At 71.8% G+C, this 26,142-nt stretch carries 25 protein-coding genes and 3 pseudogenes; 15 read left to right on the forward strand and 13 right to left on the reverse strand.

Annotation, left to right across the window (positions count from 1 at the left end; genetic code table 11):
* Positions 1–112 precede the first annotated feature (112 nt).
* Both RM590_RS08575 and RM590_RS08580 read left to right on the forward strand, forming a co-directional pair.
* Entirely contained in the window at positions 113–1,303 is a 1,191-nt protein-coding gene (locus tag RM590_RS08575) for a sensor histidine kinase (RefSeq protein WP_311703791.1), read from the forward strand.
* Positions 1,300–1,968, forward strand: a complete 669-nt coding sequence (locus RM590_RS08580; RefSeq protein ID WP_311703792.1) for a response regulator transcription factor — start codon at positions 1,300–1,302, stop codon at positions 1,966–1,968. Before RM590_RS08575 ends, RM590_RS08580 begins: the two co-directional genes overlap by 4 nt.
* Before the next feature lie 14 nt (positions 1,969–1,982).
* On the opposite strand, the gene RM590_RS08585 is transcribed toward RM590_RS08580, so the two are convergent.
* From RM590_RS08585 to RM590_RS08595, 3 genes are all read right to left on the reverse strand, one after another.
* Positions 1,983–2,387: a pyridoxamine 5'-phosphate oxidase family protein gene (locus RM590_RS08585; RefSeq protein ID WP_311703793.1), complete on the reverse strand. Its 405-nt coding sequence runs from the start codon at positions 2,385–2,387 to the stop codon at positions 1,983–1,985.
* Positions 2,388–2,457: 70 nt separating this feature from the next.
* On the reverse strand, positions 2,458–3,618 hold the full coding sequence (locus tag RM590_RS08590; protein ID WP_311703794.1) for a sensor histidine kinase: 1,161 nt from the start codon (positions 3,616–3,618) through the stop codon (positions 2,458–2,460).
* A complete protein-coding gene (locus tag RM590_RS08595; protein ID WP_311703795.1) occupies positions 3,603–4,271 on the reverse strand; it encodes a response regulator transcription factor in 669 nt (222 codons plus the stop codon). The genes RM590_RS08590 and RM590_RS08595 overlap by 16 nt, the downstream gene beginning before the upstream one ends.
* 129 nt (positions 4,272–4,400) lie before the next feature.
* On the opposite strand from RM590_RS08595, the gene RM590_RS08600 reads away from it, so the two are divergent.
* A complete protein-coding gene (locus RM590_RS08600; RefSeq protein WP_311703796.1) occupies positions 4,401–5,585 on the forward strand; it encodes a serine hydrolase domain-containing protein in 1,185 nt (394 codons plus the stop codon).
* Here the strand turns inward: RM590_RS08600 and RM590_RS08605 are convergent.
* Both RM590_RS08605 and RM590_RS08610 read right to left on the reverse strand, forming a co-directional pair.
* Complete coding sequence (locus tag RM590_RS08605; protein ID WP_311703797.1) at positions 5,575–5,826, reverse strand: DUF3817 domain-containing protein; 252 nt, start codon at positions 5,824–5,826, stop codon at positions 5,575–5,577. The two genes, RM590_RS08600 and RM590_RS08605, sit on opposite strands and share 11 nt — an antisense overlap.
* 4 nt (positions 5,827–5,830) lie before the next feature.
* Positions 5,831–6,283, reverse strand: a complete 453-nt coding sequence (locus RM590_RS08610) for a hypothetical protein (RefSeq protein ID WP_311703798.1) — start codon at positions 6,281–6,283, stop codon at positions 5,831–5,833.
* Between the two features lie 88 nt (positions 6,284–6,371).
* Here RM590_RS08610 and RM590_RS08615 point away from each other — a divergent pair, with 88 nt between their 5' ends.
* The 4 genes from RM590_RS08615 to RM590_RS08630 all read left to right on the forward strand — a co-directional run bounded on the left by RM590_RS08615 (position 6,372) and on the right by RM590_RS08630 (position 11,446).
* On the forward strand, positions 6,372–6,713 hold the full coding sequence (locus RM590_RS08615; RefSeq protein WP_311703799.1) for a PadR family transcriptional regulator: 342 nt from the start codon (positions 6,372–6,374) through the stop codon (positions 6,711–6,713).
* On the forward strand, positions 6,710–7,408 hold the full coding sequence (locus RM590_RS08620; RefSeq protein ID WP_311703800.1) for a permease prefix domain 1-containing protein: 699 nt from the start codon (positions 6,710–6,712) through the stop codon (positions 7,406–7,408). The genes RM590_RS08615 and RM590_RS08620 overlap by 4 nt, the downstream gene beginning before the upstream one ends.
* Positions 7,409–7,890: 482 nt before the next feature.
* Entirely contained in the window at positions 7,891–8,925 is a 1,035-nt protein-coding gene (locus tag RM590_RS08625) for a WD40 repeat domain-containing protein (RefSeq protein WP_311703801.1), read from the forward strand.
* 79 nt (positions 8,926–9,004) lie between these two features.
* Positions 9,005–11,446: a WD40 repeat domain-containing protein gene (locus RM590_RS08630; RefSeq protein WP_311703802.1), complete on the forward strand. Its 2,442-nt coding sequence runs from the start codon at positions 9,005–9,007 to the stop codon at positions 11,444–11,446.
* Between the two features lie 25 nt (positions 11,447–11,471).
* Here the strand turns inward: RM590_RS08630 and RM590_RS08635 are convergent, their stop codons facing one another.
* Both RM590_RS08635 and RM590_RS08640 read right to left on the reverse strand, forming a co-directional pair.
* Positions 11,472–12,098 (reverse strand): hypothetical protein, encoded by a 627-nt coding sequence (locus tag RM590_RS08635; protein ID WP_311703803.1) that lies wholly within the window; start codon positions 12,096–12,098, stop codon positions 11,472–11,474.
* 139 nt (positions 12,099–12,237) lie between these two features.
* Positions 12,238–13,626, reverse strand: a complete 1,389-nt coding sequence (locus tag RM590_RS08640) for a glycoside hydrolase family 6 protein (protein WP_311703804.1) — start codon at positions 13,624–13,626, stop codon at positions 12,238–12,240.
* A 728-nt stretch (positions 13,627–14,354) separates the two neighbouring features.
* Between RM590_RS08640 and RM590_RS08645 the strand changes: the two are divergent.
* Positions 14,355–16,298 (forward strand): annotated as a pseudogene (locus tag RM590_RS08645) (glycoside hydrolase family 48 protein); the annotation flags it as partial.
* A gap of 72 nt (positions 16,299–16,370) precedes the next feature.
* On the opposite strand, the gene RM590_RS08650 reads toward RM590_RS08645, so the two are convergent.
* From RM590_RS08650 to RM590_RS08675, 6 genes are all read right to left on the reverse strand, one after another.
* Positions 16,371–16,883: a DUF6879 family protein gene (locus tag RM590_RS08650; RefSeq protein WP_311703805.1), complete on the reverse strand. Its 513-nt coding sequence runs from the start codon at positions 16,881–16,883 to the stop codon at positions 16,371–16,373.
* The gene (locus RM590_RS08655; protein ID WP_311703806.1) at positions 16,861–16,983 is read right to left on the reverse strand and encodes a hypothetical protein; all 123 of its coding nucleotides are present in this window, start codon (positions 16,981–16,983) and stop codon (positions 16,861–16,863) included. The genes RM590_RS08650 and RM590_RS08655 overlap by 23 nt, the downstream gene beginning before the upstream one ends.
* Before the next feature lie 112 nt (positions 16,984–17,095).
* A complete protein-coding gene (locus RM590_RS08660) occupies positions 17,096–17,362 on the reverse strand; it encodes a DUF397 domain-containing protein (RefSeq protein ID WP_311703807.1) in 267 nt (88 codons plus the stop codon).
* A 132-nt stretch (positions 17,363–17,494) separates the two neighbouring features.
* Positions 17,495–18,034: a GNAT family N-acetyltransferase gene (locus RM590_RS08665; RefSeq protein ID WP_311703808.1), complete on the reverse strand. Its 540-nt coding sequence runs from the start codon at positions 18,032–18,034 to the stop codon at positions 17,495–17,497.
* Between the two features lie 70 nt (positions 18,035–18,104).
* The gene (locus RM590_RS08670; protein WP_311703809.1) at positions 18,105–18,344 is read right to left on the reverse strand and encodes a DUF397 domain-containing protein; all 240 of its coding nucleotides are present in this window, start codon (positions 18,342–18,344) and stop codon (positions 18,105–18,107) included.
* Positions 18,337–19,224: a DUF5753 domain-containing protein gene (locus RM590_RS08675; RefSeq protein WP_311703810.1), complete on the reverse strand. Its 888-nt coding sequence runs from the start codon at positions 19,222–19,224 to the stop codon at positions 18,337–18,339. Before RM590_RS08675 ends, RM590_RS08670 begins: the two co-directional genes overlap by 8 nt.
* A gap of 158 nt (positions 19,225–19,382) precedes the next feature.
* Here RM590_RS08675 and RM590_RS08680 point away from each other — a divergent pair, with 158 nt between their 5' ends.
* From RM590_RS08680 to RM590_RS08710, 7 genes and pseudogenes are all read left to right on the forward strand, one after another.
* On the forward strand, positions 19,383–19,826 hold the full coding sequence (locus RM590_RS08680) for an ATP-binding protein (RefSeq protein WP_311703811.1): 444 nt from the start codon (positions 19,383–19,385) through the stop codon (positions 19,824–19,826).
* Positions 19,827–20,406: 580 nt separating this feature from the next.
* Positions 20,407–20,589: an FxLD family lanthipeptide gene (gene fxlA / locus RM590_RS08685; RefSeq protein WP_311703812.1), complete on the forward strand. Its 183-nt coding sequence runs from the start codon at positions 20,407–20,409 to the stop codon at positions 20,587–20,589.
* Between the two features lie 87 nt (positions 20,590–20,676).
* Positions 20,677–23,748: a lantibiotic dehydratase gene (locus tag RM590_RS08690; protein WP_311703813.1), complete on the forward strand. Its 3,072-nt coding sequence runs from the start codon at positions 20,677–20,679 to the stop codon at positions 23,746–23,748.
* Entirely contained in the window at positions 23,745–25,019 is a 1,275-nt protein-coding gene (locus RM590_RS08695; protein WP_311703814.1) for a lanthionine synthetase C family protein, read from the forward strand. The genes RM590_RS08690 and RM590_RS08695 overlap by 4 nt, the downstream gene beginning before the upstream one ends.
* Before the next feature lie 24 nt (positions 25,020–25,043).
* Positions 25,044–25,340 (forward strand): annotated as a pseudogene (locus RM590_RS08700) (thiopeptide-type bacteriocin biosynthesis protein); the annotation flags it as partial.
* A 76-nt stretch (positions 25,341–25,416) separates the two neighbouring features.
* The gene (locus tag RM590_RS08705) at positions 25,417–25,800 is read left to right on the forward strand and encodes a transposase (RefSeq protein ID WP_311703815.1); all 384 of its coding nucleotides are present in this window, start codon (positions 25,417–25,419) and stop codon (positions 25,798–25,800) included.
* Between the two features lie 53 nt (positions 25,801–25,853).
* Positions 25,854–26,142: pseudogene (locus tag RM590_RS08710) on the forward strand (IS3 family transposase); the annotation flags it as partial.

Genomic DNA, 26,142 nt, shown 5'->3' on the forward strand with positions numbered 1-26,142 from the left:
CCGCGCCCGCGCGTCATCGCACCGCCGCTGACATTCGCCGCGGGCCCTGTCGCCCCCGGGTGTACACCCGGGGGCCGATGCCCGGCGCGGTGCCCGCGCCTACGATCGGCGCATGCGCGCCACACCGCCCCCGCCCCTGCTCAAGCGCCTGACGCCGCGCGCCTGGACGACCCTGGCCTGGGGCGGCGGCACGGCGTTCACGTTCCTCATGCGCATGCGGCTGCCCGGGGAGGAGCAGTCCCAGGTCTTCGCCGCGGAATACCTCTACCGCTGGGACGGCCTGACGATCCTGGCGCTGGCGTCCGGCCTGGTGCTGGCCGGCTGCCGCCGGCTGGACCGCCGGCCGCTGCTGGCCCTCGGGCTGATGCTGGCCGGTTCCGCCATGGCGTCCACGACGCTGAGCGTGGGGGAGATCCCGATGGCGCAGTTCATCGCGGTCGACGTCGCGCTGTACTTCGTCACGGCGGCCCGGCCGCTCCGCGTCGGCGTCACCGGCCTCGCCATGGCGATCGGGGCGCTGGCCGGCTATCTGGGCATCCGGGTGCTGGCCGGGTGGAACGTCGGCACCTCGGCGGAGCTGGCCGTGGCGCTGACGGCCGTCATCGCCTGGCTGGCCGGCCGTTCGGTGCACCAGGCCCACGCGCACGCGCGGGCGCTGGGCGAGCGCACGGCGGCCCAGGCGGTCACGGCCGAACGGCTGCGGATCGCCCGGGAGTTGCACGACATGGTCGCGCACAGCATCGGCATCATCGCCCTCCAGGCGGGCGCGGCGGCCCGCGTCGTGGACACCCAGCCGGACCGGGCGCGCGAGGCGATGAGCGCGGTGGAGACCGCGGGCCGCGAGACGCTGTCCGGGCTGCGCCGGATGCTGGGCGCGCTCCGCCGGTCCGAGGACGAACCGGCGGCGCGGCGCCCCGCGCCCGGCCTCGGCGACCTCGCCGGGCTGGCCGAGGCGACGACGGCCGCCGGGGTGCGCGTCGAGGTGCGGTGGCTGGGCGAGGTGCGGCCGCTGCCGCCGGACATCGACCTGTCGGCGTTCCGCATCATCCAGGAGTCGGTCACCAACGTGGTCCGGCACGCGGCCTCGCCCTCCTGCCGGGTGACCGTGGACTACCGCGACGAGGAACTGGCCATCGAGGTCGCCGACCGCGGCCGGGGCGGCGCACCGGCCGGCACCGGGTTCGGCCTGGCCGGGATGCGGGAACGGGCCGCCCTGCTGCACGGCGAGTTCGCCGCCGGGCCGGGCCCGGACGGCGGCTTCCGGGTGGTGGCCCGGCTGCCGGTGCCCGAGGGCGTCCGATGACGGCCGCCACCACCGTGCTGCTCGTGGACGACCAGCCGCTGGTGCGGGCCGCGCTCCGGATGGTCATCACCGACACCCCCGACGTCGAGGTGGCCGGCGAGGCCGGCACGGGCGGTGAGGCGGTCCGGCTGGCCGGTGAACTCCGCCCGGACGTGGTGGTGATGGACATCCGCATGCCCGGCATGGACGGCATCGAGGCCACCCGGCGGATCACTTCCGCCCCGGGCGGGGCGCATGTCGTGGTCCTGACGACCTTCGACGACGACGAGTACGTCTATGGCGCGCTGCGCGCCGGGGCGGCCGGCTTCCTGGTCAAGGACATGGCGCTGGACGACATCCTCGCCGCGGTGCGCGTCGTGGCCGCCGGGGACGCCCTGATCGCGCCGAGCGTCACCCGCCGGCTGATCAAGGAGTTCGCCGCGCTGCCCGAACGGGCCGCGCCCGTCCGCCCGTTGAGCGGCATCACCGACCGGGAACGCGAGGTGCTGACCCTGGTCGGCGGCGGCCTGTCCAACACGGAGATCGCCGGCCGGCTCGGCATCAGCGTCGCCACGGCCAAGACGTATGTGACGCGGCTGCTGGCCAAGCTCAACGCCCGCGACCGGGTGCAGCTCGTCATCCTCGCCTATGAGACGGGGCTGGTGGGCGCGGCGGGCCGGGACTGACGGCCGGACCGGACCTACTGCGCCACCCCCGCCAACAGCCAGCGCCGGACGGGCACTTCGAGCAGCACCCGGGTGCGGCCCGGGCCGCGCGGGGCCGTGACGTCCCAGGCGTACTTCGCGGCGAACGCCGCCACCACCTCCTGGGGGAAACGGTCCCGGTGCGGCCGGGCCTCGCCCTCCGCGACGACGGGGGAGCGGCCGTTCTCCAGGGCCAGCGAGACCGCCGGGGCCCGCTCGACGTTGCGGGCCTTGACCGAGTCGCCGTCCACGCCGATCCACCAGGTGCCGCGCAGGAAGACGAACCACACCGGCGTCACATGCGGAGTCGAGTCCGAACGCACACAGCACAGCCAGGCGTTCTTCTCCCGGGCCAGGCGCTCCAGCAGGGCGGGATCGGTCGGGTGTCGGGGATCGCTCATCCGGCCATCCCACCCGCCGGGACGGCGGCCCGCCTCGGTCCCGGCGCCCCGCGCGGCTGCGACTTTCGTCCTAAGCCGGCAGCGCGACCGCGGGCACCTGGGGAAAGCGCACTGTGATGTCCAGCCCGCCGGCCGGGCGGGGCGCGACGATCAGCTCGCCGTCGTGCGCGGCGACGATCGCCTGGACGATGGACAGGCCCAGGCCCGCGCCCTGGTCGGGGAGGGGCGCGCCGGTGCCGCGCACGAACGGCTCCAGCAGGCCGTTCGCCGCCTCCGGGGTGATCGGGCGGCCGGTGTTCGCGACGCGCAGGAACGCGTGCCCGCCCGCCGTGCCGGTGGTGACGGCGACCTGGCCGTGCGGGTGGTTGTGCCGGACGGCGTTGTCGATCAGGTTGCCCACGAGGCGTTCGAGCAGGATCGGTTCGCCGGTGACGGGGGCCGGGCGGGTGCCGCTGAGCAGCGCGATGTGCCGGGCCGCCGCCTCCTCGTCCAGGTCGGTCAGGAGCCGGGCCGCCACGGCGGCCAGGTCCGTCCGCCGGTGGGCGCGCGGGCCGGCCTGGCTGTGGGCGAGGGCCAGCAGGCCGTCGAGGGTGCGCTGGCTGTGCTCGACGGCGGTCCCGATGTCACGGGCCATGGTGAGCAGTTCGGCCAGGGTGGGGTCGCCGTCGAGCGTGACCTCGATGGCCGTGCGCATGGTGGTCAGCGGCGTCCGCAGCTCGTGGGCCGCGTTGGCGGTGAACATCCGCTGGCTCTCCAGCACCCGATCCCGTTCCGCGATGCCGCGCTGGATGCGGTCCAGCATGCCGTTGATGGTGCCGGCGAGGGCGGCGAGCTCGTCGGCGGGTGTGGTGACGGGCACGCGTTCCGACAGGTTCTCCGCGGAGAGGCGCTGGGCGGTGTCCGCGATCACCCGGATCGGCCGCAGCACCCGGCCTGCCACCAGCCAGGCCAGCGCGGCGGCCAGCAGGGTCACCACCGCAAGGGCGATGGGGGCCTGGGTGAGGAGATCGGACAGGGCGGCGTCGCGCGCCTCGTCCGCGATCTCCGGCAACTCCCGTGGCGGCGGGGCCGGTTCGCTTGCGCCGGGCGCCGGCCTGACCTCGTAGTAGAGCCGCAGCTCCTTCCGCCGCATCAGGACATACGTCAGCGCGGTCATCAGCGTCCCGGCAGCCAGCACCAGCGCGGTGTAGAGCAGCGCGAGCCGGCTGCGGGCGCTCAGCCGGACGCGCACGGGCGGATCCGGTAGCCGGCGCCGGTCACGGTGTCGATGAGCGGCGGCTCGCCGAGCTTGCGGCGCAGCGTGCCCACCGTGATCCGGACCGCGTTGGTGAACGGGTCGGCGTGCTCGTCCCACACCTTCTCCAGCAGCCGCTCCGCGCTGACCACGTCGCCGTCCGCCGCCAGGAGCTGTTCGAGCACGCCGAACTCCTTGGGCGTCAGGTGCAGCAGCCGCCCGGCGCGCTCCACCGTGCGCCGCGCGGGGTCGAGCAGCACATCGGCGGCGGTCAGCACGGGCGGCCGGGCCGGGGCGCTGCGGCGGACCAGCGCGCGGACGCGGGCGACCAGTTCGGAGAAGGCGAACGGCTTGCCCAGATAGTCGTCGGCGCCCAGGGTCAGCCCGTCGACGCGGTCCTGCACGGCGCCGGACGCCGTGAGCATCAGGATGCGGGCGCTGCCGCGCCGGGCCAGCGTCCGGCAGACGGTGTCGCCGTGCACGCCCGGCAGGTTTCGGTCGAGGACCACGACGTCATAGGGCGTGACCTCGCACTTCTCCAGGGCGCTCCCGCCGTCGAGGGCGACATCGACGGCGAACCCGTTCCGGCGCAGCCCGACCGCGATGTACCCGGCCAGCGGCTGTTCGTCTTCGACCAGCAGGATCCGCACCCGCGCAGCATGGCAGGGGCGGCATATGGATCGGATATGGAAGGGCGATCGGCCGCCGATCGGGACCGGCCCGTAGATGTGGACTCCGTTGTGTCCGTGTGGTGTTCCGTCGCAGAAAGGTGCTCACGCATGACAACGACTCGACGGTCGGTGCTGGCTCTGGCGGGGGCGGCGCCCCTCGCCGCCGGCGGGGTGGCGGCGCTCGCGGGGAGCGCGCACGCCGCGTCCCCGCGCGCCGCGTCCGCGTCCGACGCCGGCTCGATCCCCCGCGACCTGCGGCCCGGTGGCGCGTTCGACCAGTTCGTCGGCGACCTGGCGGCCCGGGACGAGTTCTCCGGCAGTGTGCTGGTGACCTACCGGGGCCGCACCGTGCTGGCCCGGTCGCACGGGATGGCCAACAAGGAACTGGCCGTCCCCAACGGGCCGGACACCATCTTCATCCTCGGCTCGATCACCAAGCTGTTCACCGCCGTCGCCATCGCGCAGCTCGCCCAGCGGGGCAAGGTCGCCTACCAGGCGACGCTCGGCACCTACGTCGAGGGCTTCCCGGCCGAGATCGCCGACAAGGTCACCGTGCACCAGCTCCTCACCCACACCTCCGGGCTGGGCAACTTCTTCCGCGACCCCGACTACTGGCGGGACCACGGGACGTGGGGCAGCGAGGAGGAGGTGATGAACGGCGTGCTGGCGCTCATCCGGCGCGCGCCGCTGGAGTTCACGCCGGGCGCCGGCCAGGCGTACAGCAACTCGGCGTTCGTCGTCCTCGGCGCGATCGTGGCCGCCGCCTCGGGCCAGACCTACTACGACTATGTCCGCGAACACGTGTTCCGCGCGGCCGGGATGACCGGCGCCGGCTTCTTCACCGCGCCGCAGTGGCGCGACGACCGGCGCATCGCCCGGCCCTACGGCATCCCGCAAGGCGCCACCGAACGCGTCGACGTCCACGAGGAGCACGGCTTCGTGGGCACCCCGGCGGGCGGCTCGTTCGCCAGCTGCCCGGACCTGGACCGGTTCGCCCGGGCCCTGGCCGGCGCGGAGCTGGTGAACCCCGCCCATACGCAGCTGCTCCTGAGCCCCAAGGTGCCGCTGCCCGGGGGCGTGCCGGGCCGGCTGGCCGCGTTCGAGATGTACGGCGCGATGGCCTTCCTCATGGGCGACCGGTGGGTGATCTCGCGCAACGGGGGCGCGTCGGGCGTCTCGACCGACATGCAGATGTTCCCGCCGGACGACGACTGGGTGACGGTGGTCCTCACCAACTACGACGAGGCCGCGCGGGCCGTCACCACCAAGGTCCGCGAGATCATCACCTCCTGACGCCGCTGTCGAGCCGCCGCAGCGCCAGCAGCCCGCCGACGCCGGGGACCAGGGCGCGCCGGGCCGAGCCCGGCGGGGCGGCCGGCGCGGCGACGGTGGCCGCGATGACCACGAGGTAGGCCGTGCCGTGCAGCGGCCCGACGAGCGCGGAGACGGCGGAGGCGTGCGCGGTGAGCACGTTGCCCAGCAGGGCGGTTAGGGAGACGGCCTCGACTGCCGCCGCGATCCGGAGCGTCCGCACTCGGTCACGCCCCGGTGGTCGAGCCGGGGCGGACGATCATGAGGACCACGACGATCGCCCACAGGAGGTTGAAGACGCCGGTGACGGCGGGCAGCGGCATCCCCCGCCGCGCCGGCGCCGCGGGGGTTTCGTTCAACGGGTCGGCGAGCAGCGCCTGTTGGCCCGGGAGGATGGCCAGCGCCAGGACCACGGCGGCGATCGCGGTCAGCACGATCGACGCGAGCAGCCAGGCGTCGGTGAGCACGCCGAGCGAGGCGCCGGTGGCCAGGCCGAAGGCCGGGACGGCGATCCCGAAGACGGCGTAGCCGCGGCAGATCCGGTGCAGCAGCGCGGCGACTCCGCGCGACCGTTCGTCGGTCCCCCGGGCGAAGCGCGGGAAGAGGGAGGCGGCGACGGCGATCGGTCCGACCGCGAGTATCGCCGCGAGGACGTGCAGGGACAGCAGCAGCTTGGTCACCGCGAACTCCTGGAGAGCGTGAGAGCGTTCATGCGTTGGCTGCCAATAGATAGCACGCCTACGCCAGCGGTGTGTAGGCTGCCTACCTATGAGGACAGACGCGGTACGGGGACACCTGGACGGGCTGCTGCTGGCCGTGCTGGAGCCGGGCCCGCTGCACGGCTACGCGATCATCGCGGCGGTCCAGCGCCGCAGCGGGGGCGCGCTGGAGCTGCGCACCGGCACGATCTACCCGGCGCTGAACCGGCTGGAGCGGCTCGGACTGCTCCGCAGCAGTTGGGCGTCCGTGGGTGAACGGCGGCGGCGGTGCTACGAGTTGACCGACGCCGGCCGGGCGTCCCTGGCCGGCGAGCGGACGGCCTGGCGGGAGTTCACCACGGCGATCGGTTCCGTGCTGAACCCGGCCACCCCGCCCGGGCGCCCGGCGTGAGCGCCGCCGCCGGGCGCCCGGCCGGTCCCGTCGAGGAGCATGTCGCCGCGCTGAGCGCCGCGTTGCACGGCCCGGCCCGGGTCAAGTCCCGGCTGGTCGGGGAGATCCGCGACGGGCTCGGCGACGCCGTGGCCGCCCGCGTCCACGCGGGCGAGGACCCGGAGCGCGCCGCCCGGGAGGCGGTGCGCGAGTTCGGCACGGTGGGCGAGCTGGTGCCGAGCTGTCAGCGGGAGCTGACCATCGCCCAGGCCCGGCACACCGCGCGCGCCATCGCGCTCACCGCGCCGTTCCTGCTCGCCTGCTGGTATCTGATCGTCACCGCCGGCCCCGATCCGGGCGGCCAACTGCCGCGCGTGGCCCAGCTCCTGGCCGCCCACCTCGCCGCCGCGGCGGCCACCGCCGCGCTGCTCGCCGCGGCGGCCCTGGCCACCACCGGCACCCTCGGCCGCCGGCTGCCCGCCCCGCGCCGGCTGCCCGTGACGGTCGCCTGGACCGGCACCGCCGCCAGCGCGGCCATGGCGGTGGCCACGCTGACGCTGGCCACCACCTCGCCGCTGGCCGACAACTGGCCGCTGATCGCGTTGGCCGGTTCTCTCACCGCCGCCTCCCACGGTGTGGTGGCAACCTCGGCCCGCGCCTGCCGCCGCTGCGCCCGGCTCCCGGGCGCCGACGAACTCGCCCTCCAAGACCGTTAGGGCCTGTATCGAGTTCCCGCCCGGGCCCGCGACGCCAGTCACGGCACCTCGCCGCTCCCCCAGACTCCGTCTGGGAGGTGCCCCCAGCCGAATCGCGCGAATACGGCCGGGTATGAGCTGCGATCCGGTGCCTTGCTGGGGGTACCTCCCAGGCCCCCAAGGGCCTGGGAGGGCACCGCGTCTGACGCCGCGGGCTGATCCGACCGGGAACTCGACACAGGCCCTAGTTCCCCGTGATGCCCACCGCCGAGCCGCGGGCGCCGGGCGCGCACGCTCCGGAGTCCGGCGCTCTCCGTCGGTGCGCGGCGCCCGGTGGGGGACCGGAGCACCCTTGCCCGGGTCGCGCGCCCGGCGTGAACTGTATTTCGCCGCGCTCCCGTTGGCTCATATGAGATGTGGGCCCCCGGATGTAGCCGAACTGTGGCTCACCCGGTGGCCGAAGCCGGTGCCCCGGGGCCGCGCGGCGGTCTAGTGTCCGTGTCATGGTTGTACGGCACCTGTGCGCTCCCGGGGACTTGGACATCCGCCGGCCGCTGCCCGGGCGGCCGGCGGTCGCACAGCGCGTGACGGCCGTCGCCGTGTCCGAGGGAGTGGCCCGGGTCGCGGTCGCCACGGCCGCGCCCTGGTTCCCGGGCTTCGGCGAGCTGCTCGTGTTCCACCCCGGATCCGACCGGCCGCCCGCGCGGCTGGCGGCGGCCCGGCGGATCCCCGGCGCCGTCGTGCGCGACCTGCTGTTCGGGCCGGGCGGGACCACGCTGACCGCCTCGCTCGGCGGGGCCGACGACCAGCACGTCGGGCAGGTCGCGCACTGGTCGCTGGGCGGACCGGCCGAACGGTGGCGGCGCTCGGTCAGCCGGCCCGTCTACGCCGGTTACGGCGAGTTCGGCGGCGTGCGGCTGGCGGTCAGTGGCGACGGGGAAACGGTCGCGGGCTGCGACCAGAGCAGCCGTTCCGTGCTGGCCTGGGCGGCGGACGACGGCCACCAGGTGGCGGACCCGGCGGGCATCGGCGGCAGCGAGGCCGTCGCCGTCGACGCGGACGGCTCCCGGCTCGCGTTCCGCCTGTGCCGGCCCTATGAACGCGCCCCCGACGGCGCCATCGCCGTGCTGGACCGGTACGACGGCAGCGTCACCACCTTTCCCACCGGCGTGACCTGGTGCGCGGGGCTGGTCTTCGCGCCGGACGGGCGCTCCCTGGCCGTCATCGGCACCACCGACGGCACCGCCCTGGCCGTCATCCTCGGCCTGGACGGGCAGGAGACGACCCGGCGCGCGCTGGCCCACCTGCCCGGCGAGGCGCGGCAGCAGATCGTCCGCCCGGTGTGGGGGCCGGCCGGTCCGCTGGCCGCCGTGCGCGCGGGCCGCACCGTGACCGTGTGGGACCTGGCGCGCGGCCGGTCCCTGCTCTCGGTCCCCGACCTGGGCCGGTCCACCGCCTGGGCGCTCAGCCCCGACGGCCGCGCGCTGGTCGTCGCCGCCCCCGCCGGAGTCCGCGCCTACGACCTCGACCCGGACTGATCCCCCACGAACGAAACACGCACCCGGCGCAGCACAGAACGAGCACAAAACGAGCAAGGAACGAGCAAGGAACGACGGAATGACAACGTTGCGGGCTCTGCTCGAATCCCGACCCAGCCGGGCCGGCTGGCAGGAGATCTGCCGCCGGCTGGAGCGGCTCGACGAACGGGCGCTGGCCGACATCGCGCCCCTCGTGCTGCGCTGGCCCGCCGGCCAGCGGCCGATGCCCGACGGCTGGTGGCGCGCGTGGGTCGCCGGCGACATACGCCCCTGCCACGCCCTGGCCGGAACGCGGCGCCTGGGCCGGCTGGACAGCGTCGAGACCGGCACCGTGCCCGTTCCCGTCGAGGACGACCGGGACGACGCGGACAGCAGCGAGGGCGCCTACTTCTTCGGTGGCGCCGCCGCCGTCGCCGCGCCGCCCGGGCTGCGCTGGCTCGCCCTGGCCGCCGCCGCCGAATGGCACCACAACGGCGGCGACATCGTCCGCTGGGCCACCATCCGCGACGCGCCCCTGGTGTGGTACCTCGGCGGCGGCGAGTACTACGACGAGGTGGCCGACGTCGCCGTCAATCCCGACGGCCGCACCGTGGTGACGGCGGTCGAGGGCACCTGGCGCGCCTGGTCGGCCGACACCGGCGAGGAGTTGTGGCAGGTGCGGCCGGGCACGCCCGGCGGCGAGGACGAGCCGTGCTTCGGCCGCGACGACCTCGTGCGGTTCGGCTTCTCCGGCGACGGGCGGCGGCTCGCCGTCGGCACCGGCTCCACCGACGTGGTGGCCGTCATAGAGACCGGTACCGGCAAGGTGCTGTTCCATGTCCCCGAGGGCCAGGACGCGTTCGGCCCCGTGGCGCTCGACGCGACCGGACGGCTGCTGTGCCACACGGGCCCGGCCGGGCGGGTGGTGGTGCGCGACGTGGCCACCGGCTCGGTGCTGGCCACCGCCGAGACCGGGCTGACCTCGGTGGGCGCGCTCGCCGTCGCCCCGGACGGCGCGGGCGTGTTCGCGGTCGGCGGCGCCGTGGGCGGCGTGCCAGAACAGGCCGGGCTCGCCACCGTCGCCCGGCCCGCCGCCCGGCTGCTGACCCTGACCCCCGCCGCCGGCGAGGACGACGGCGGCGGCGAACGGACGCTGGTGCCCGGCGCGTTGCTGCGGCCCGGCGACTTCACCGAGGGCCTGGACGCCGACTCCCCGGCCGCTGCCGTCACCACCCGCGCGGTCTGGACGGCGGACGGGCCGTTCGCGTTCATCGGCGCCGACTTCGGCTCGCTGCTGTTCGACGGCGACGGCCGGACCCTGTGGGCCGATCCCGCCCCCGCCGTCGCCGCGTTCACCCCGGACGGCAGCGCGCTGGTCGTGGTCCAGGAGGAGATCGACGCCTGGTTCCTGGCCGGCCTGACCCCCGCCCCGCCCGTCGAGAAGCCCCCGCCCCCCGAACCGGCGCCCGGCGAGGTGATCCTCACCGGCCTGCCCCCGCGACTGCTCCCGCGCGCCGGCTCGGCCGCCGACGACGCCCAACTGCCCTGCTCCCACTGGGCGGTGTCCGTCGCCGCCGTGTCCGACGACGCCCGGGCGCTGGCGTTCGGCGCCAAGCTCGACCGCGACACCCCCGACCGGCCGCAGGTCCTGTGCCGCTGGCCGGCCGGCCCCGGCGACGAACCCGAGGTCGGCGTGCTGCCGCCCGTCACCGACGCCGCCTACCTCACCGACCTGGCCTTCGGCCCCCGGGGCGACGTCGTCGCCCGCGCCCTGCTCGGCGAGGAGCCGTGCGTCGTGCTCCACGACGTCGCCACCGGCCGGACGCGCTGGCACCACCCGCTGCCGCCGTCCGCCCCGCACGGCGAGGAACGGCTGCGGCTGGTGTTCAGCGCCGACGGCTCCAGGCTGGCCGTCGCCCTGCACGCCGCCGGCCGCGCCATCGTCCTGGACACGGCCACCGGCCACACGGCCGGCGCGGTCACCGAGCCCGCCACCTACCCCGAGGACTGGCGGCGGCTGCGCGTCGAGGCGGCGGCCCTGGACGCCACCGGCGAACGGCTCGCCATCGGCGCCCGCGACGAACGCAGCCGGGTGACCGTCCGCGACGTGACCACCGGCGCCGAGTGGCTGCGCGCCGAACCGGCCGGGCTGCGGCAGGTCACCGCGCTCGCCTTCGCCCCGGACGGCACGGCGCTGGCCGTGGCCGGCGCCACCGACCGGGGCCACGCCGCCCTGTGGACGCTGCCGCTGGCCGGGACCGACGGCGGGCCCGAGGCGGCCGGGCCACGGGTGGCGGTCGCGGACCTGCCGATGCACGACCAGCCGGACGGCGCCCTGGTGTGGCCCGCCAAGGGCGGCCCCCGGGCGTACTTCCCCGGCAGCCACGGCTGGGGAGCGGTCTGGGACGCGGCGAGCGGCGCCGTGCTCGCGGACGTCCCGTTCGGCCGGGCCGACGGCGGCGTCGCGCTTTCCCCGGACGGCGAAACCCTGGTCACCGTCACCCAGTTCGGCGCCCGCCGCTGGCCGTTGAGCGGTCGCTGACCGGCCGGCGGCGGGCCCCCGCGCGTCAGTACAGGGCCGGCGTGTCCGACAGGCTCTTGCCGTTCCGGCGCCGCACATGCCCGCGGCGCGCCGCGTACAGGGCGATCAGCGTCCACACCGCGGTGCCCCCGCCGAGCATGCCCAGCTTCGCGTCCGGGTCGACCTTCGCCGCGTCCTCCAGCGGCACGGTCCCCTCGGGATCGCTGATGACCGTCAGCCGGTCCCCGATCTGGTACGGCGGCGAGGAGCCCTGGTAGTCCAGCCGTTCGGCGAGCGCCTCGCCCGCCACGGTGCTCAGCCGGAACTCATGGCGTTTGCCCGTCACATCCACGTCGGTGATGACGACCTCCTGGGCCACACCCCGCCGGTCCAGCGCCGCCTCGGGCGCGTACTGCACCGCCCCCACCAGCACCGGCAGGCCGCACACGAGCGCCAACAGCCCCAGCCAGAACGCCTGGTGCGTCGCGATCACCGCCACCACGAAGCCCACGCCCAGCACCACCCCGGTCAGGATCGGCACGGCGATGACCCCGAGGGCCAGATAGGACACGGCGGTGATGGTCCCCGCCACGGCCCACGCCAGCAGCACCAGCAGTGCGGCACGCCCGAATGCGCCGGCCGTCGACCAGACCCGTGGGGCCCGCGCCGTCATGCTATTCGTCTTTCGCACATGGGCGAGAACCCTACCGCGAACGCACCGCGCCCCCGGTGCCTGGCGGGCATCGGGGGCGCGGTGCGTGGGGGGATCGGTGCGGAGTCCTGCGATCAGGCCGGGTCGTTCAACCGGTCACTCACAGAGGCGGGTAGGCGTTCGCCAGCAGCTCCTCGAACTGGGCCTGGAACCAGTGGCCCGAGAGTGGGGCGTTCGGCAGCGCACCGGACATGTTGTTGTTGTTGCGCGGGTTCCCCTCGTAGGTGGGGTCGCACATCCGGTCGAAGCCCTTGCCCTCGTCGTTCGGGATCTCCTCGCTGGAGCCGTCCGACTCACCCGGGGGCTTGATCCAGGTGTAGGCGTCGATGTTCGGCGCGGGCGAGGCCTGCGGGCGCTCGCCGAGGCCGGCACCGGACTGGTTGCACCAGTTGCCGAGGTGGATCCGGCGGTCGTAGCGCCCGCCGTCGACGTACTCGTCGGCGCTCGTCTGCGGGCCGGGACCGGTCGGCCGGTCGGGGCCGCCCCAGCCGTTGCGCGAGGTGTCGATGATCACGCCGAGACCCGACGGGAAGCCCGCCGCGGGCGCGGCCTGCGTCGCGAACGCCTGGGCGAACGACTGCTCGTCGATGTAGTTGTTCCAGTCGATCCAGGAGCTCTCGCCGCGGATCTGCTGGCCGTTGATCGTGTCGGTGATGGAGAAGTGGTCCTCCACCAGCGCGCCGTAGTTCGCGGAGTTCGCCGCGAAGCCGGCCACGTCGGCGGGCGTGGCGCCCTCCGCGTTCGCGGCCTCGAACAGGATGTCCGCGCTGGCCTGGAAGTTGTCCTCCCAGCCGATCCAGCCGTGGTGCCCGATGTCGATGTAGTTGTAGACGTTCTCGTTGTCGCCGAGCGTCGCGATGTTGTAGCCGACGCCCTTGACGTAGTTGCCGTTGGCCAGCATCTCGTCGCATTCGGGCGTGGCCGTCGGCCGCGAACCCACGTTGGTCACGAGGTTCGGCAGCGAGTCGAGCTCCACGATGTTGATGATGCGGAGTTCGGCGTACTTCGGGTCCGACACGATCTCATTGATGGGGTCAATGAACTCGGTCTTGTAGATGTCGATGTCGTTCGGGCCCAGCTCACCGTTGGAGGCGAGCGCGGCGCAGTCACGGCCGGGCAGGTTGTAGGTCACGATCTGGATCGCGTCCGCGCCCTGCTCCAGCGCGTTGTCCAAGTGCTCGCGCAGGCCGGTGCTGTTGCCCGCGGAGCCTCCGGTGATCGCGGCCCGGCTGTCCAGCCACACCGCGGTGGGCTGGTCGGCGATGGCCGCGCCGCCGCCCTCGGTGGCGTTGGCGGCCCAGTCCGGGTTGACGTAGAGCTGCGCGCCCGCGTAGGGGTTGTCAACTCGCGCCATGGGCTGGTTGTCCGCCTCGTCCGCCGAGGCGAAGCCGAGGGTGGTGAGCGTCATTGCGGCGGCACCGACGGCGGCGCCCGCGATCAGCACGGACCGCCGCCTGCGCCGGCGGTGTGTGGGGGGTGTGCGGCTCATTGCTGTGTGTCCTCCGGATGGTTGCGTACGGCCTGTGCCGAACGGCCCTTCGTGGGACCGTCGCGGCGCATGGGCCGGCCGCCTTGGCGACCGCGTGGTCGATGCCGAGGCATCTCCACGGCCCGTCGGTCACCCACACGTGCCCGTGTCCCCTCGGGCTGACGGGGTGAGGGGCGGTGGGACCTGCTCACAGGTCCGGCCGTCCGGAACGCCGAACCTGTTCCGGCCGTGGGCACATGGGAACTCGCCGGTGTCCGTCAATGGGGGGACACCACGGGGAGGTTGTGGGGGTGATGTGGGGGAATGTGGGGGTGTGCGCTCGGAGCGATTCCTGGTCGTCGCGGCGTGCTTCCTGATTGCCCCGACAGTTTGGGACCGCTCCCACTGGTTGAAGGGACCGTAGGCCACAAGTGCCCTTCTCGCCAAGGGGTCGTTCGAGAAATTACCGCTGACCTGCCCCTCGTGGCCTCGATTCGTCCGAGGGGTTGACGTGTGCAAGTCCATTGGTCAAAGGTTGGGAGCGCTCCCACTGGTTCTGAGCGTCACAGCCCCCACAGCGACACAGCTCCCCGGCAGCCAGCTCCTCATCCCCCCCCACGAGCCGCGAGGAGGAAGCGATGCGGATCCACCGTGGACCGGACATCGGTACTTCGAAGAGAGCAAGACACCGCAAGACCCGGCGCCTCTGGATCGCCGGCGCCATAGCCCTCTCCCTGCCGCTGGGCCTGACCGCGGCGGCGCACGGCAACGCGGACTCCCCCTTCGCCGAAGAGCCCGAACTGCTTCAGTACGAGCAGCAGTTCCTCGAGCTCTACGAGAAGATCAAGGACCCGGCCAGCGGTTACTTCTCGGACGAGGGCATCCCCTACCACTCCGTCGAGACGCTGATCGTCGAGGCGCCCGACCACGGGCACGAGACGACCTCGGAGGCGTACTCGTACCTGATCTGGCTGGAGGCGCAGTACGGCCAGGTCACCGGCGACTGGGCACCGTTCAACGACGCCTGGGCGCTGATGGAAGAGTGGATGATCCCCGACCAGAGCGAGCAGCCCACCAACAGCTTCTACAACCCGGGCTCGCCCGCCACCTACGCGCCCGAGTCCACCAACCCGGCGGACTACCCGGCCCAGCTCGACAACAGCATCCCGGTCGGTGACGACCCGCTGGCCGATGAGCTGTCGTCGACGTACGGCACCGACGACATCTACGGCATGCACTGGCTCCAGGACGTGGACGACGTCTACGGCTACGGCGACGTGTGCGGTGGCACGGCCGGCGACCCGACGTTCATCAACACCTTCCAGCGCGGGCCGCAGGAGTCCACCTGGGAGACGGTCACCCAGCCGTCCTGCGAGGACTTCACCTACGGCGGCGAGAACGGCTACCTCGACCTCTTCACCGGGGACGCCTCCTACGCCCAGCAGTGGCGTTACACCAACGCCCCGGACGCGGACGCCCGCGCGGTGCAGGCCGCCTACTGGGCCAACCAGTGGGCGTCGGAGCAGGGCAACGCGGCCGCGGTCGCCGGCACCGTCGAGAAGGCGGCGCGGATGGGCGACTACCTGCGCTACTCGATGTACGACAAGTACTTCAAGGAGATCGGCGACTGCGTCGGCGCCTCGTCCTGCCCGGCCGGGTCCGGCAAGAGCAGCAACCACCAGTTGATGTCCTGGTACTACGCCTGGGGCGGCGCGCTGGACACCTCCGCGGGCTGGGCCTGGCGGATCGGCTCCTCCTACGCGCACTTCGGCTACCAGAACCCGATGGCCGCGCACGTCCTGTCCAGCGACCCGGCGCTGACCCCGAACTCGCCGACCGCGGCGGAGGACTGGGGCAACAGCCTGGACCGGATGCTGGAGTTCTACACCTGGCTCCAGTCCGCCGAGGGCGCCATCGCGGGCGGCGCGACGAACAGTTGGGAGGGCCACTACGGCACCCCGCCGGCCGGCACCCCCACGTTCTACGGCATGTACTACGACGAGAAGCCGGTCTACCACGACCCGCCGTCGAACCAGTGGTTCGGCATGCAGGCATGGTCGATGCAGCGGCTCGCCGAGTACTACTACACGACCGAGGACCCGCAGGCCGGCGCGGTGCTCGACAAGTGGGTCGACTGGGTCGTGAGCGAGGTCACCATCGGCGAGGGCGGGGACTTCCAGATCCCGGCCACCCTCGCCTGGTCCGGCGCCCCCGACACGTGGGACCCGGCCAACCCCGGTGACAACTCCGGCCTGCACGTGGACGTGACGGCGTACTCGCAGGACGTCGGCGTGACCGGCTCGCTGGCCAACGCCCTCTCGTTCTACGCGGCGGCGTCCGGCGACACGGCGGCCCAGGAGACCGCGTCCGGCCTGCTGGACGCCCTCCTGGCGAACTCGGACGACATCGGCGTCGCGGTGCCGGAGTCCCGCGCGGACTACAACCGCTTCGACGACGAGGTCTACATCCCGTCCGGCTGGAGCGGCACGATGCCCAACGGCGACGTGATCGAGCCGGGCGCGACGTTCGAGTCGATCCGCACCTTCTACCACGAGGACGAGAACTGGCCCCAGGTGGAGGCGTACCTGAACGGCGGCGAGGCGCCGGTGATGACGTACCACCGCTTCTGGGCCCAGGCGGACATCGCGATCGCGCTGGCCACGTACACGAACCTCTTCGGCGAAGAGGCATAACCCCCACCACGGCGGGGGCACCGCCCCCGCCACCCCCGAGGGCCCCGGACCCCCGGCCGGGGCCCTCGGCATTCAGCCGAGCCGATAGCTCGCGTGCGGCACGGCCCGGTCCCAGACGGCCTCGAAGGCCCGGGACAGCAGGTCCGCCAGGTCAGCGTCCTCGCTGAACTCGTGCTCCAGCGAGTCACCGTTGCCGTCGAAGTGGTTGATGAGTATCAGGTGCTCGTCGAACACCCAGAAGTCGTTGCCGGGGAGGAAGAAGTCGGTTGTTCGGCGGCGTGGCAGCCATCGGACTTGCTCGCCCGAGGCGACGTTCAGCCCGTCCGTCACCTCGTGTTCGAACCGGATGTAGTCGCTCACCGGCTCGGAGACGATCCGCGCCCGCCTGACCGCGACTCCACGGCCGGTGGTCTCGGACACGATGTCGAACCAGGACCGCCAGCGGTCGGCCGGGTCGAACCGCTTTCCTTCGCTCCAGTCGATGAAGGCGGGGTCCGACCGCATGTATCCGTCGCGCATCTCCAGATGTACCGCGGAGCGCTCGCAGCCACGGAACAGTTCCTCAAACGTCGGAAGCTTGCCCACCCTGTACCTCCAAGAAGAACTGCGCCATGCGGCGGGGGATCTCGACCACCGTCTCATGGCCGGGGATGTCCATCTGGACCAGGCGCTCTTCGTCCAGCACCTTCCACCCCTGGACCAGGTAGGTGTCGGTGTCCTCGTCGATGGAGACGGCACAGCGAGTGGTGCTGTGCTCGTGAACGAGACGCGTCCGCCCGCCGGTTGCGGCTGCTGGATCAGTCGTTGAAGGCGGAATTCTTGGCGGCCGTGACGAACTGTTGCCACTGGGCCGCCGGGAATGCGAGGGCGGGCGCGGTGAGGTTCTTGGAGTCGCGGACGGGGATCACGTGCGGAATTCCGTCCGCCACCTCGACGCACGCGCCGTTTTCCGAGCCGCTGTAGCTCGACTTGCGCCAGGCCAGGGAGGGGTTCGCAGTGAAAGAGCGATTAGCTTTCATCGGTGTACTCCTCCAGGTGCTTTCGAATGAGGTCGAGAGATTCATGATCCAAAGCGCCGTGGATCACGCTGTGTCGAGCTGCTGGACGATCTCGACGATTTTACGGTGATTCCTACTTCGCCCACACCAACCTCTTCGGAGAAGAGGCGTAGCCACCCCCGACTGGCCGCCGGGATCTCAGATGTCGGCGTGCACGGCGTCCATGAGGATTTCGTCGCAGGGCTGGCCATCCCAGTAGCCGGCGTCGCGGCGGCGGCCGACGTGGTGGAACCCGGCGCTCTCGTAGGCACGGATGGCATGGGTGTTGGGCGCCAGCACACTCAGCCAAATGCTGTGCAGGTTGGCGGTGTCGAACCCATGGCGGGCGGTCAGACGGACGGCGGGGGTGGCGAGGCCCCGGCCGCGGCCTACCTGGCCGAGGGCGATGGAGAGTTCGGCGGTGTGCATCTCGTGGTCGATGGCCAGGGTGACGGTGCCGACATGGGTGGGTCGGCCTGTGCCGGTGTGGTAGATGGTGCGGTGGATGTTGTCACCGGAGAGCTGCGCGTCCCGCCCGGCGGCGCGCTCATCCTCGGTGATCGCCTTGGGACGGCCGTATCCGCGCATCACGATGGGGTCGTTGTCCCAGCGCAGGTAGGTGTCAAGAAGGTCACGGCGCAGCGGACCGAGTGCGACGGCGTTGTCCTGGGCCAGCAGTTCTGGGCTCGAGGTGGTCACCGGCCCGAGGTTAGTGAGGGATGCGCAGGAGCGGCGTGAACTCCGCGATGTGTCGCAACGCGTGGTTGTATTACGGCACCAGGCCCGGCTCGTTGGCCTTGACCCCGTTGCAGTGGGCCAGGTACTCCGCGTCGGTCAGCGGGATGATGTGATCCGTCAGGATGGAGTGCCGCAGCACCCACCCGAGCCCCGTGACCCGAGTAACTTCCAGGCAGTCTTGACCAGTACCGCCGGAGAACGAGGATTTGGTCCACTTGGCGCCCGTGAGGTCGGTCGCCAGCAGGGCCTTGAGAGTCTCTTCCTTAGTCACGCGACATCTCTTTCCTGATTGTTCTCAACACATCCAGTGAAGCCAGCGGCCGATTGGCCAGACCCCGCAGCGATTCGACGTAGGTGCGCAGTTCTCGGATTTCCCGCGCTGTCTTCCTGAAGGTCATCCCAGTCATCTGGTCGAAAGCCACGATCGGCTTTTCACCTGCACCGCCGAATTCCAGCAGCGTAAACATATATGTCAGCGTTGCGCTGGCCGTGAAGGGGATGATCCAGAATGAAACCCGTCCCGTTTCGGCGTCCTCGATGAGCGAGTCGAGTTGGCTGACCATGATTGTCTTGCCGCCGACTTCCTGCCGCAGGGCACCCTCGCCGATGATCGCCTCGACGGTCGGCGGGTGGTTCTTGTCGAAGATCCCTCGGCGCTGTCCCCGCAGGTGAGCGGAGCGGTCCATCTGGTGCGGCGAGAGGACCGCCCGGTCCAGCGAGAGCGTCAGCGCTTCCGCGTACGGCCGACGCTGCAAGATGCCTGGCAATACGTTGCCGGCGCACGTGGTGATCTTCGTGGCGGCGTCTTCGTAGGCGACGAACTCCAGGAGTGACTCGTCGAACTCCTCCTCGAACTCGCGCCACCAGGCGCCCTCGATTGACTGCGCGGCCCGCAGCAGCGTCTCCAGGCGGACCCTGGTCTCCCGGTCCATGAACAGAGCCTTGACGATGGCCGGCCACTCTGTGTCGTCAGGCAGCGCTGCCCCTCGCTCGAAGCGGGAGTAGCGGTCGACGGTGGAGCGCCCGAGCGCCTTGGCCACGTCAATTTGCTTGATCTTGTTGCCCTGACGTGTACGGGCTTCGGCGCGAACCGACTTCAGGGCGTCACCGAATGTCCTCCGCGCGACGATCCCCGCCGTGTTCACCGACATGCGCATCCCTCCCTTCGCAGCTCGTTCGGCATAGCGCAGGGTAGCGCGAGGCCCAGCGTAGCGACACTTCTGAGGGTATTTCAGTCGGAGGGCTTGCGATCGCAGGTGCGATCGCACCACACTCGGCATCACGCACCGAGCGATGTACGTAGCGGTGCGTGCCCGTCTACGCGGCTGCCCACAGCCGCGTGCTGGAGGCTCCCATGCACTTGGAACAACAGCACGGAGACGGAAGTTCTGTCGCGACAAGATTCGATCGCGTACCGAACTCCGTTCCCAGCGCGCGGCGTTGGGTTCGAGAGATCTTCTGCCAGGCTGGCGCGGACGGCGACCTCATCGACGTCGTGCTTCTGCTGGTGAGTGAAGTGGTCACCAACGCTGTGGTACACGGCGCCGGCGATGAGCTGACGGTGGCGGTGCACCCCGACCTGTCCGTTGCGGTCTGGGACGCCTCTTCGGAAATGCCCCAACGGCGTGTGGCCGATCCGGCCGAGGTCCGGGGCCGCGGGCTGGAACTGCTGGATGCCCTTGCACCTGGCTACCGGGTGTATTCGGACCCGCTGGGCGGCAAGGTCGTCCACTTCGCGCCGAAGGGATGGTGAGCTTCCCGATGCCGTTCCGCGGGGCCAGCTTCTATCTCTTGGCGATCGACGAGGACGCCTTATCCGAGGACGTATATCCGGATCTGCCGGCCCACCTGTGCGTGCATGGCGATTGCGGAAATCCAAGTCGCCCTGGACGGCGTGGATACCTGTTCGGATCTGGAGTTGGTCGACAGCGTCCGTCGCGGCCCGATGGCGTACGGCCGAAGGCCGCCAAGGCCAGGTACAGCCTTTCGGATTGGGGTGTGTCGAAGCTGAGGAGGACGCTAACGCGTACATATGGGGGGTGCTCGCGAGGTGCTGGTCCGAACTCGTTCCGTCGCCCCTGGGTTGGGCCGCGCGTACCCCTGCCCGGACAGCCCAACGGGCGGGGGTGACTCCAGCTGGCACCCGGCCGCGAGCAGGCCCCCCACAGCCGAGTCTCGCCTGGCCCATACCGACCGCGGTGCCCGCGCATCTGGCTGCACCTGCATAACCCGGCAGCCGGATGCGGGGGTCCCGCACTCCCTGCCGCGCGCCTGGCTGCATCGGCGGCGTGCGACGTACGTCCGTAATATCCCTGCGATTCATGGGAGTTGGCATGACACGCACCACCGACCCGGGGGCCACACAGGTACGCCCGCAGACAACGAGTTCGACGACGCCCGACGGCTTCGAGCTGGACGTCGCCCTGCTGGAGGTGTCCGACACCGCCAGCCTGACCAACCTGACCGACGACGGCTGTGGTGAGACCTGCGGCGCCTGCACCACCAACGTGGCCTGATCCAAGGCACACGTCATCCCAGGCCGGTGTCTTCGTGGTTCCGCTGAGCGGGGACACCGGCCGTCCACCCGGACCACGGAGGTTGTGATGGCTTCGAGCACCGCGTTCCGCGCCGGTAAGACCGCTCTCGTCCGTGCGGTCGCCCGGCCGGAGCTTCCCGTTTCTCCGTGCCCCGACCTCGATGACCCTTCCCCTCGCGGCGCGGCTGCACGACTCTCGTGGTTGCGGGAGGTCTGGGCCGAGGAGGACATTGCCGAGGCTCTGCAACATGCCAGCCCTGCCCTCGCCTCCCAGGTGCGTGCTTTGTGCTCATCTGGCACCCCCGCCGCGTGTGATGTCCGCCGCGCAGCCGCCTCCGTGGCCCGCTATGTGTTGCGTGCCGAGCACCGGGCGACTCCGTTCGGCCTGTTCGCCGGCGTGGCGGCAGCCGCACTCGGGGGACGAGCAGGCACCACTTGGGGCTCGGATCACGCGGTCATCGGCCGGGCGAGCGCGGAGTGGCTGACGGCCGTTGTCGAGCGGCTCGAGTCCTGCCCCGAACTGCTGAAGCGTCTTCTGGTGGTCCTCAACAACGCCGTCGCCAGACGCGGTGATCGGCTCATCGTGCCGTACAAGTCCGACACCCAAGGTGGCCGGAGGCGTGTGGTCGAGACATCCATTGGTCTGACCGAGCCGGTGCGGGCGGTCCTGGACGCGACCCGGGCACCGATCCGCGTAAGTGATCTCGCTGACAAGCTTGCGGCGGAGTTTCCCGCAGCGGGACTGGCCAAGGCGTACCGGCTAGCAGGAGAGTTGACCCGGCATCAGGCGCTGATCACCAACCTGCACGCACCAAGCACCGAGACAGATGCCTTGGACTACCTGCTCGGCCAGCTCGACGCCGTGGACGCCGGAACCGTAACTTCGGTCGCCGATACGATCCGCGAACTGCGCTGTGTGCGCAACGGCTTGCGTGACTGCGGTACCCGCAGCGGCCGGGCCCGCGTCACGGCACGGATGCGGGCTCTGGTCCCGGGCCTTCGCCGCCACCCCCTCGCTCTCGACCTGCGCTTGGACGCCCGGGTGGAACTGTCCGGCGAGATCGCCGGCGAGATCGAGCGTGCCGCCTGCGTCCTGACCCGGGTTAGCGCGCTCCCGCATGGGACCGCGGCGTGGAAGGCGTATCAGCGACGGTTCTACGAGCGGTACGGCATCGGCACGATGGTGCCGCTCAAGGAGGTCGTCGCGGACAGCGGCACCGGTTTCCCCGACGGATACCCGGGCGCCCCGGTCGACGTGCAACGCCCCCGGCTCTCCGCGCGGGACGACACCTTGGTGCGCCTTGCGCAGACCGCCGTGCTCGACGGCCGCGACGAGGTGGTCCTCACCGACGAGCTGATCGCCGAGATGGACATGGGGCCCCGGCACCCAAGGGTGCCGCCGCACCTGGAGATCGGTGTCCGGGTGCACGCCGCCAACGCCGAGGACATGCGCCGCGGGCGGTTCCGGCTGGAGGTTGTGAGCGTGTCCCGCGGCGTCGGTGTCACCATGGGCCGGTTCCTCAGCGTGCTGGCGCCCAAGGATCGCGAGCGCCTGGCCGCGGAGCTGGTCAACCTGCCGACCGTGGATGCCGGCACCGTTCCCGCTCAGCTGTCCTTCCCTCCGCTGCTGCCCACGAGCGCCCATGTCACTCGCGCCCCGCAGGTTCTGGCCAGCGTGATCAGCGTGCAGGAGCACCGCGCCACAGGCGGCGATGTGCTCACGCCTGGCGACTTGGCGGTGGCATGCGACGGTCGCCGCATGTATCTGGCCGCACCCGAGCGCGGGCACCGGGTCGAGGCCGTGGGGATGCACGCGCTGAACCTCAAGGAGCACACCCCGCCGCTGGCGCGGTTCCTCACCGAGCTGTCCCGTGCTCAGTGCGCGCAGGTCACGTTGTTCGACTGGGGCGCCGCAAACGCGATGCCGTTCCTGCCGCGGCTGCGCTACGGGCGTACGGTGCTGGCCCCCGCACGCTGGCGGCTGGAATCGCCCGAGCTGCCCGGCCGCGATCGCCCACGGGCTGAGTGGGATACAGCTCTTGACGAATGGCGGAGTCGGCGGCGAATGCCGCGGCGGGTCTGTCTCGTTGAGGACGACCGTCGCCTGCTCCTCGATCTCAGCCAGGCCGTTCACCGAACTCTGCTGCGCCAGCATCTGAACCACGCCCGCCTGGCCATCTTTGTCGAGGCCCCGGAAGCCGACGCGTACGGCTGGTGCGATGGCCGCGCACATGAGGTCGTCCTACCGCTCAAGGCGACGCGGCCACCGGCATGGCCGCCCCTACCGGCCCCCACGCCGGCCCGCACCTTCTCCCCGGCTCAGATCCAGACACCCGGCGTCTCGTCCCTGCTGCTGGCCACCTTGTACGGTGACCTGCGCCGCCAGGACACCGTGCTCGCCCAGCATCTCCCGGACCTGCTGGATCGACTCGGCGGTCCGCCGTGGTGGTTCATCCGCTTCCGTGACCCCCACCATCACTTGCGGGTGCGCATCGCGCTGCCCGGCCTCGATGCCTTCGCCGAGACCGCCGCCACAGTCGGCACGTGGGCCGACGAACTGCGCGCCGCTGGCTTGCTGTGTGATCTGCGCCTTCCCACCTCATACCGCGAGATGGGCCGCTGGGGCTCCGGCGCCGCCTGGAACGCCGCCGAGGAAGTGTTCCGCGCCGACTCGCGCACCGTCGTCGCTCAGCTTTCCCAGCCCCAGCGTCCGCACCAGCGTGTACTGGTGGCCGCGCACTCCATCGCCATCGCCACCGCGTTCCTCGACAGCACCGAGGCCGGGATGCGCTGGCTGGTCGACCACATTCCGCCCACCGCGCCCACACCTGTGCCGCGCCCGCAGTTCACCGAGACCGTACGGGTGGCCGATCCGTCCCACGAATGGGCAGCACTCCGTGACGTTCCCGGTGGGCAGGCCATCGTGGACGCGTGGACCGATCGCGACGCCGCGCTCGCCGACTACCGGACCCATTTCCCCGGCCCGGATACCCAGGGCATCACCCTGGACGATGTCCTCTCGTCGCTGTTGCACGTCCACTTCGTACGGCACGTCGCGGTCGACTTCCCCGAGGAAGCGGTCTGCCTCTACCTCACCCGCGCCGCGGCCCTGGCCTGGATGTACCGGAGGGCACGGTGACCCACCCGCTCGCGCTCAAGGTAGCGGACGCCGTCGCAGACCTCCTGGCCGACCCTGTCACTGCCCCGGTGGGTTCTCGAACGACAACCACGGACCGGCAGCAACTCGCGTACGGGCCGCTAGGGATTGCGCTGCTGCACATCGAGCGGGCCGCAGGCGGCCTCGGGCCGTGGCAGCGTGCCCACGACTGGCTCGCCATCGCTGCCCGGCAGCCGTTCACCAGCGGATCCGACAGCCACCCCTTCTACGGGGCCCCCGCCCTCGCACGCACCGTGGCCTGCGCGGCCGAGCACCTGCCTGGCTCCTACCAACGTGCCCTGGACACCCTCGACGTACAGATCGCCACCGACATCCGTCGGCGCCTCAGCGCCGCGCACCGCCGCATCGACGCCGAACTCTTCCCTGAACTCGCAGAGTTCGACCTCATCCGCGGGCTCACCGGCTACGGCGCCTACCTCCTGCACCGCGATCCTGGCAGCGCTGCCGTGCGCGCCGTCCTCGACTATTGCCTCCGCCTCACCGAACCGATCACCGACCGCGGCGACATCCTGCCGGGGTGGTGGACTGCGAGCGGGCCCTCGGGCCGGCCGGATGAGAAGTTCCCCGGCGGCCACGCCAACACCGGTCTCGCGCACGGTATCGGCGGCGTCCTCGCGCTGCTGGCCCTGGCCGCCCGGCACAGGATCCTCGTCGACCGCCACCACGATGCCATGCGCACCATCCTGGCGTGGTTGGATCGCTGGCAGGAGGAGACCGGACGCGGCCCCGCGTGGCCGTACTGGGTCACCCGCGCCGAACTGCGCGAGGGACAGCACGCTCCTTCCACGCCGCGGCGGCCGTCGTGGTGCTACGGCACCGCAGGCCTCGCCCGCGCCCAGCAACTCGCCGCCTTGGCCCTGGGCGATATCAGACGCCAGACCGAGGCGGAGAAGGCGCTCGTGTCCGCCCTCACCGATCGAGTACAGCTCAAGGCCACCACTGACAACGGCCTGTGCCACGGCACTGCGGGTCTTGCCCACATCGCCGCCTGGATGGCCACCGACGCCCACCCCTCAACCGTCAGACAACTCCGCGCCACGATCCCGGCACTCCTGGCCACTGTGTGCCCACCGGGCATCGCCCCTGCGGACACCGCCCTGACGATGGTCCGGGACGAGAAAGCCGGGCCTGGATTCCTCAACGGCGCCGCGGGCATCGCCCTGGCGCTCCAGGCGCCCGCCACCGCGGTACCGCCCCACTCCGGGTGGGACGCCTGCTTGCTCATTGCCTGACCGTAGCCGACCGAAGGACTCGTCATGCTCCCGGACTGGCACCAGCACAACATCTCCTTCGCCGACCGCGAGACCGGCAAACGCGTCATCGCCGAACGCCTCGGCCCCGCCCTGTCCGCGGCCGAGGACGCTGGGCAGCTCACTGGTTGGTGGTTCATGAACAAGCAGCCCTGGCCCTTGCGCTACCGCGCCGCCGAACCGTCGCCGCTGATTGAGTCACTGCTCAGAGACCTCGTCGACCATGGCGTCGTCCGCTCTTGGCTTCCTGGCATCTACGAACCGGAGTTCACCGCGTTCGGCGGCAACAAGGCCATGAACGCCCCTCTCTGACATCGTTGGGTGAGACGCCCCGAATTGATCAGATATTGTGGGCGGGCACGACAGGAGCATCGCCCGTATGACCAGCAGCAAGCCTTCCGAGCAGGATCCCGCGCCGCGGCCGAGGCGCCGCCGTTTCACCCCCGAGTACAAGCTGCGGATCGTCGCCGAGTACGACGCCGCCCCGGCTGGCGAGAAGGGCGCCATCCTGCGCCGCGAGCGCCTGTACTCCTCCCATGTGATCGAGTGGCGCCAAGCGCGCGACGCCGGCGCGCTCGCGCGGCTGACCGATCACCGCACCAGCCCTGCCCGCCCCAGGAAGCACCCGGCCGAGGCCGAGAACGCCAGGCTGCGGCGGGAGAACGAGCGGCTGCGCGCGGAGGTGGACCAGAAGAACGCGGCGCTGGAGGTGCTGGGAAAAACACACGCGCTCTTGCGGTCACTGTCCAAGAGCGCGGACTGAGCCAGGCCCTGGAGGGTCATCTGCACGCAGCGGTCGAGGAGTTGAGGCCGCTGGTGGGCATCGTGGACGCCTGCCGGCTCACCGGACGCTCCCGGGCGACCCACCACCGACGACTGCACCCCAAACCGCCGACGCCCAAGCGGCCGCGTCCGGCCCCGGTCACCGCGCTGTCGGCCACAGAGCGGGCCGCGGTACTGGCGCTGATGAACCAGCCTGAGTACGCCGAACTGCCGCCGGCCCAGATCTACGCCCGCGAACTGGACGAGGGCCGCTACCACTGCTCCGAACGCACGATGTACCGGATCCTCAAGGAAGCCGGACAGGACGGCGAGCGGCGCCGGA

Origin of the sequence: Streptomyces litchfieldiae (genome assembly GCF_031845365.1) — a bacterium.
Taxonomy (GTDB): Bacteria; Actinomycetota; Actinomycetes; order Streptomycetales; family Streptomycetaceae; genus Streptomyces; species Streptomyces litchfieldiae.

Coding starts and splice junctions, on each gene's coding strand:
- RM590_RS08575 (WP_311703791.1), top strand. CDS start 113: ATGCGCGCCACACCGCCCCCGCCCCTGCTCAAGCGCCTGACGCCGCGC.
- RM590_RS08580 (WP_311703792.1), top strand. CDS start 1,300: ATGACGGCCGCCACCACCGTGCTGCTCGTGGACGACCAGCCGCTGGTG.
- RM590_RS08585 (WP_311703793.1), bottom strand. CDS start 2,387: ATGAGCGATCCCCGACACCCGACCGATCCCGCCCTGCTGGAGCGCCTG.
- RM590_RS08600 (WP_311703796.1), top strand. CDS start 4,401: ATGACAACGACTCGACGGTCGGTGCTGGCTCTGGCGGGGGCGGCGCCC.
- RM590_RS08615 (WP_311703799.1), top strand. CDS start 6,372: ATGAGGACAGACGCGGTACGGGGACACCTGGACGGGCTGCTGCTGGCC.
- RM590_RS08625 (WP_311703801.1), top strand. CDS start 7,891: ATGGTTGTACGGCACCTGTGCGCTCCCGGGGACTTGGACATCCGCCGG.
- RM590_RS08630 (WP_311703802.1), top strand. CDS start 9,005: ATGACAACGTTGCGGGCTCTGCTCGAATCCCGACCCAGCCGGGCCGGC.
- RM590_RS08635 (WP_311703803.1), bottom strand. CDS start 12,098: ATGACGGCGCGGGCCCCACGGGTCTGGTCGACGGCCGGCGCATTCGGG.
- RM590_RS08640 (WP_311703804.1), bottom strand. CDS start 13,626: ATGAGCCGCACACCCCCCACACACCGCCGGCGCAGGCGGCGGTCCGTG.
- RM590_RS08660 (WP_311703807.1), bottom strand. CDS start 17,362: ATGAATCTCTCGACCTCATTCGAAAGCACCTGGAGGAGTACACCGATG.
- RM590_RS08675 (WP_311703810.1), bottom strand. CDS start 19,224: ATGTCGGTGAACACGGCGGGGATCGTCGCGCGGAGGACATTCGGTGAC.
- fxlA (WP_311703812.1), top strand. CDS start 20,407: ATGACACGCACCACCGACCCGGGGGCCACACAGGTACGCCCGCAGACA.
- RM590_RS08690 (WP_311703813.1), top strand. CDS start 20,677: ATGGCTTCGAGCACCGCGTTCCGCGCCGGTAAGACCGCTCTCGTCCGT.
- RM590_RS08705 (WP_311703815.1), top strand. CDS start 25,417: ATGACCAGCAGCAAGCCTTCCGAGCAGGATCCCGCGCCGCGGCCGAGG.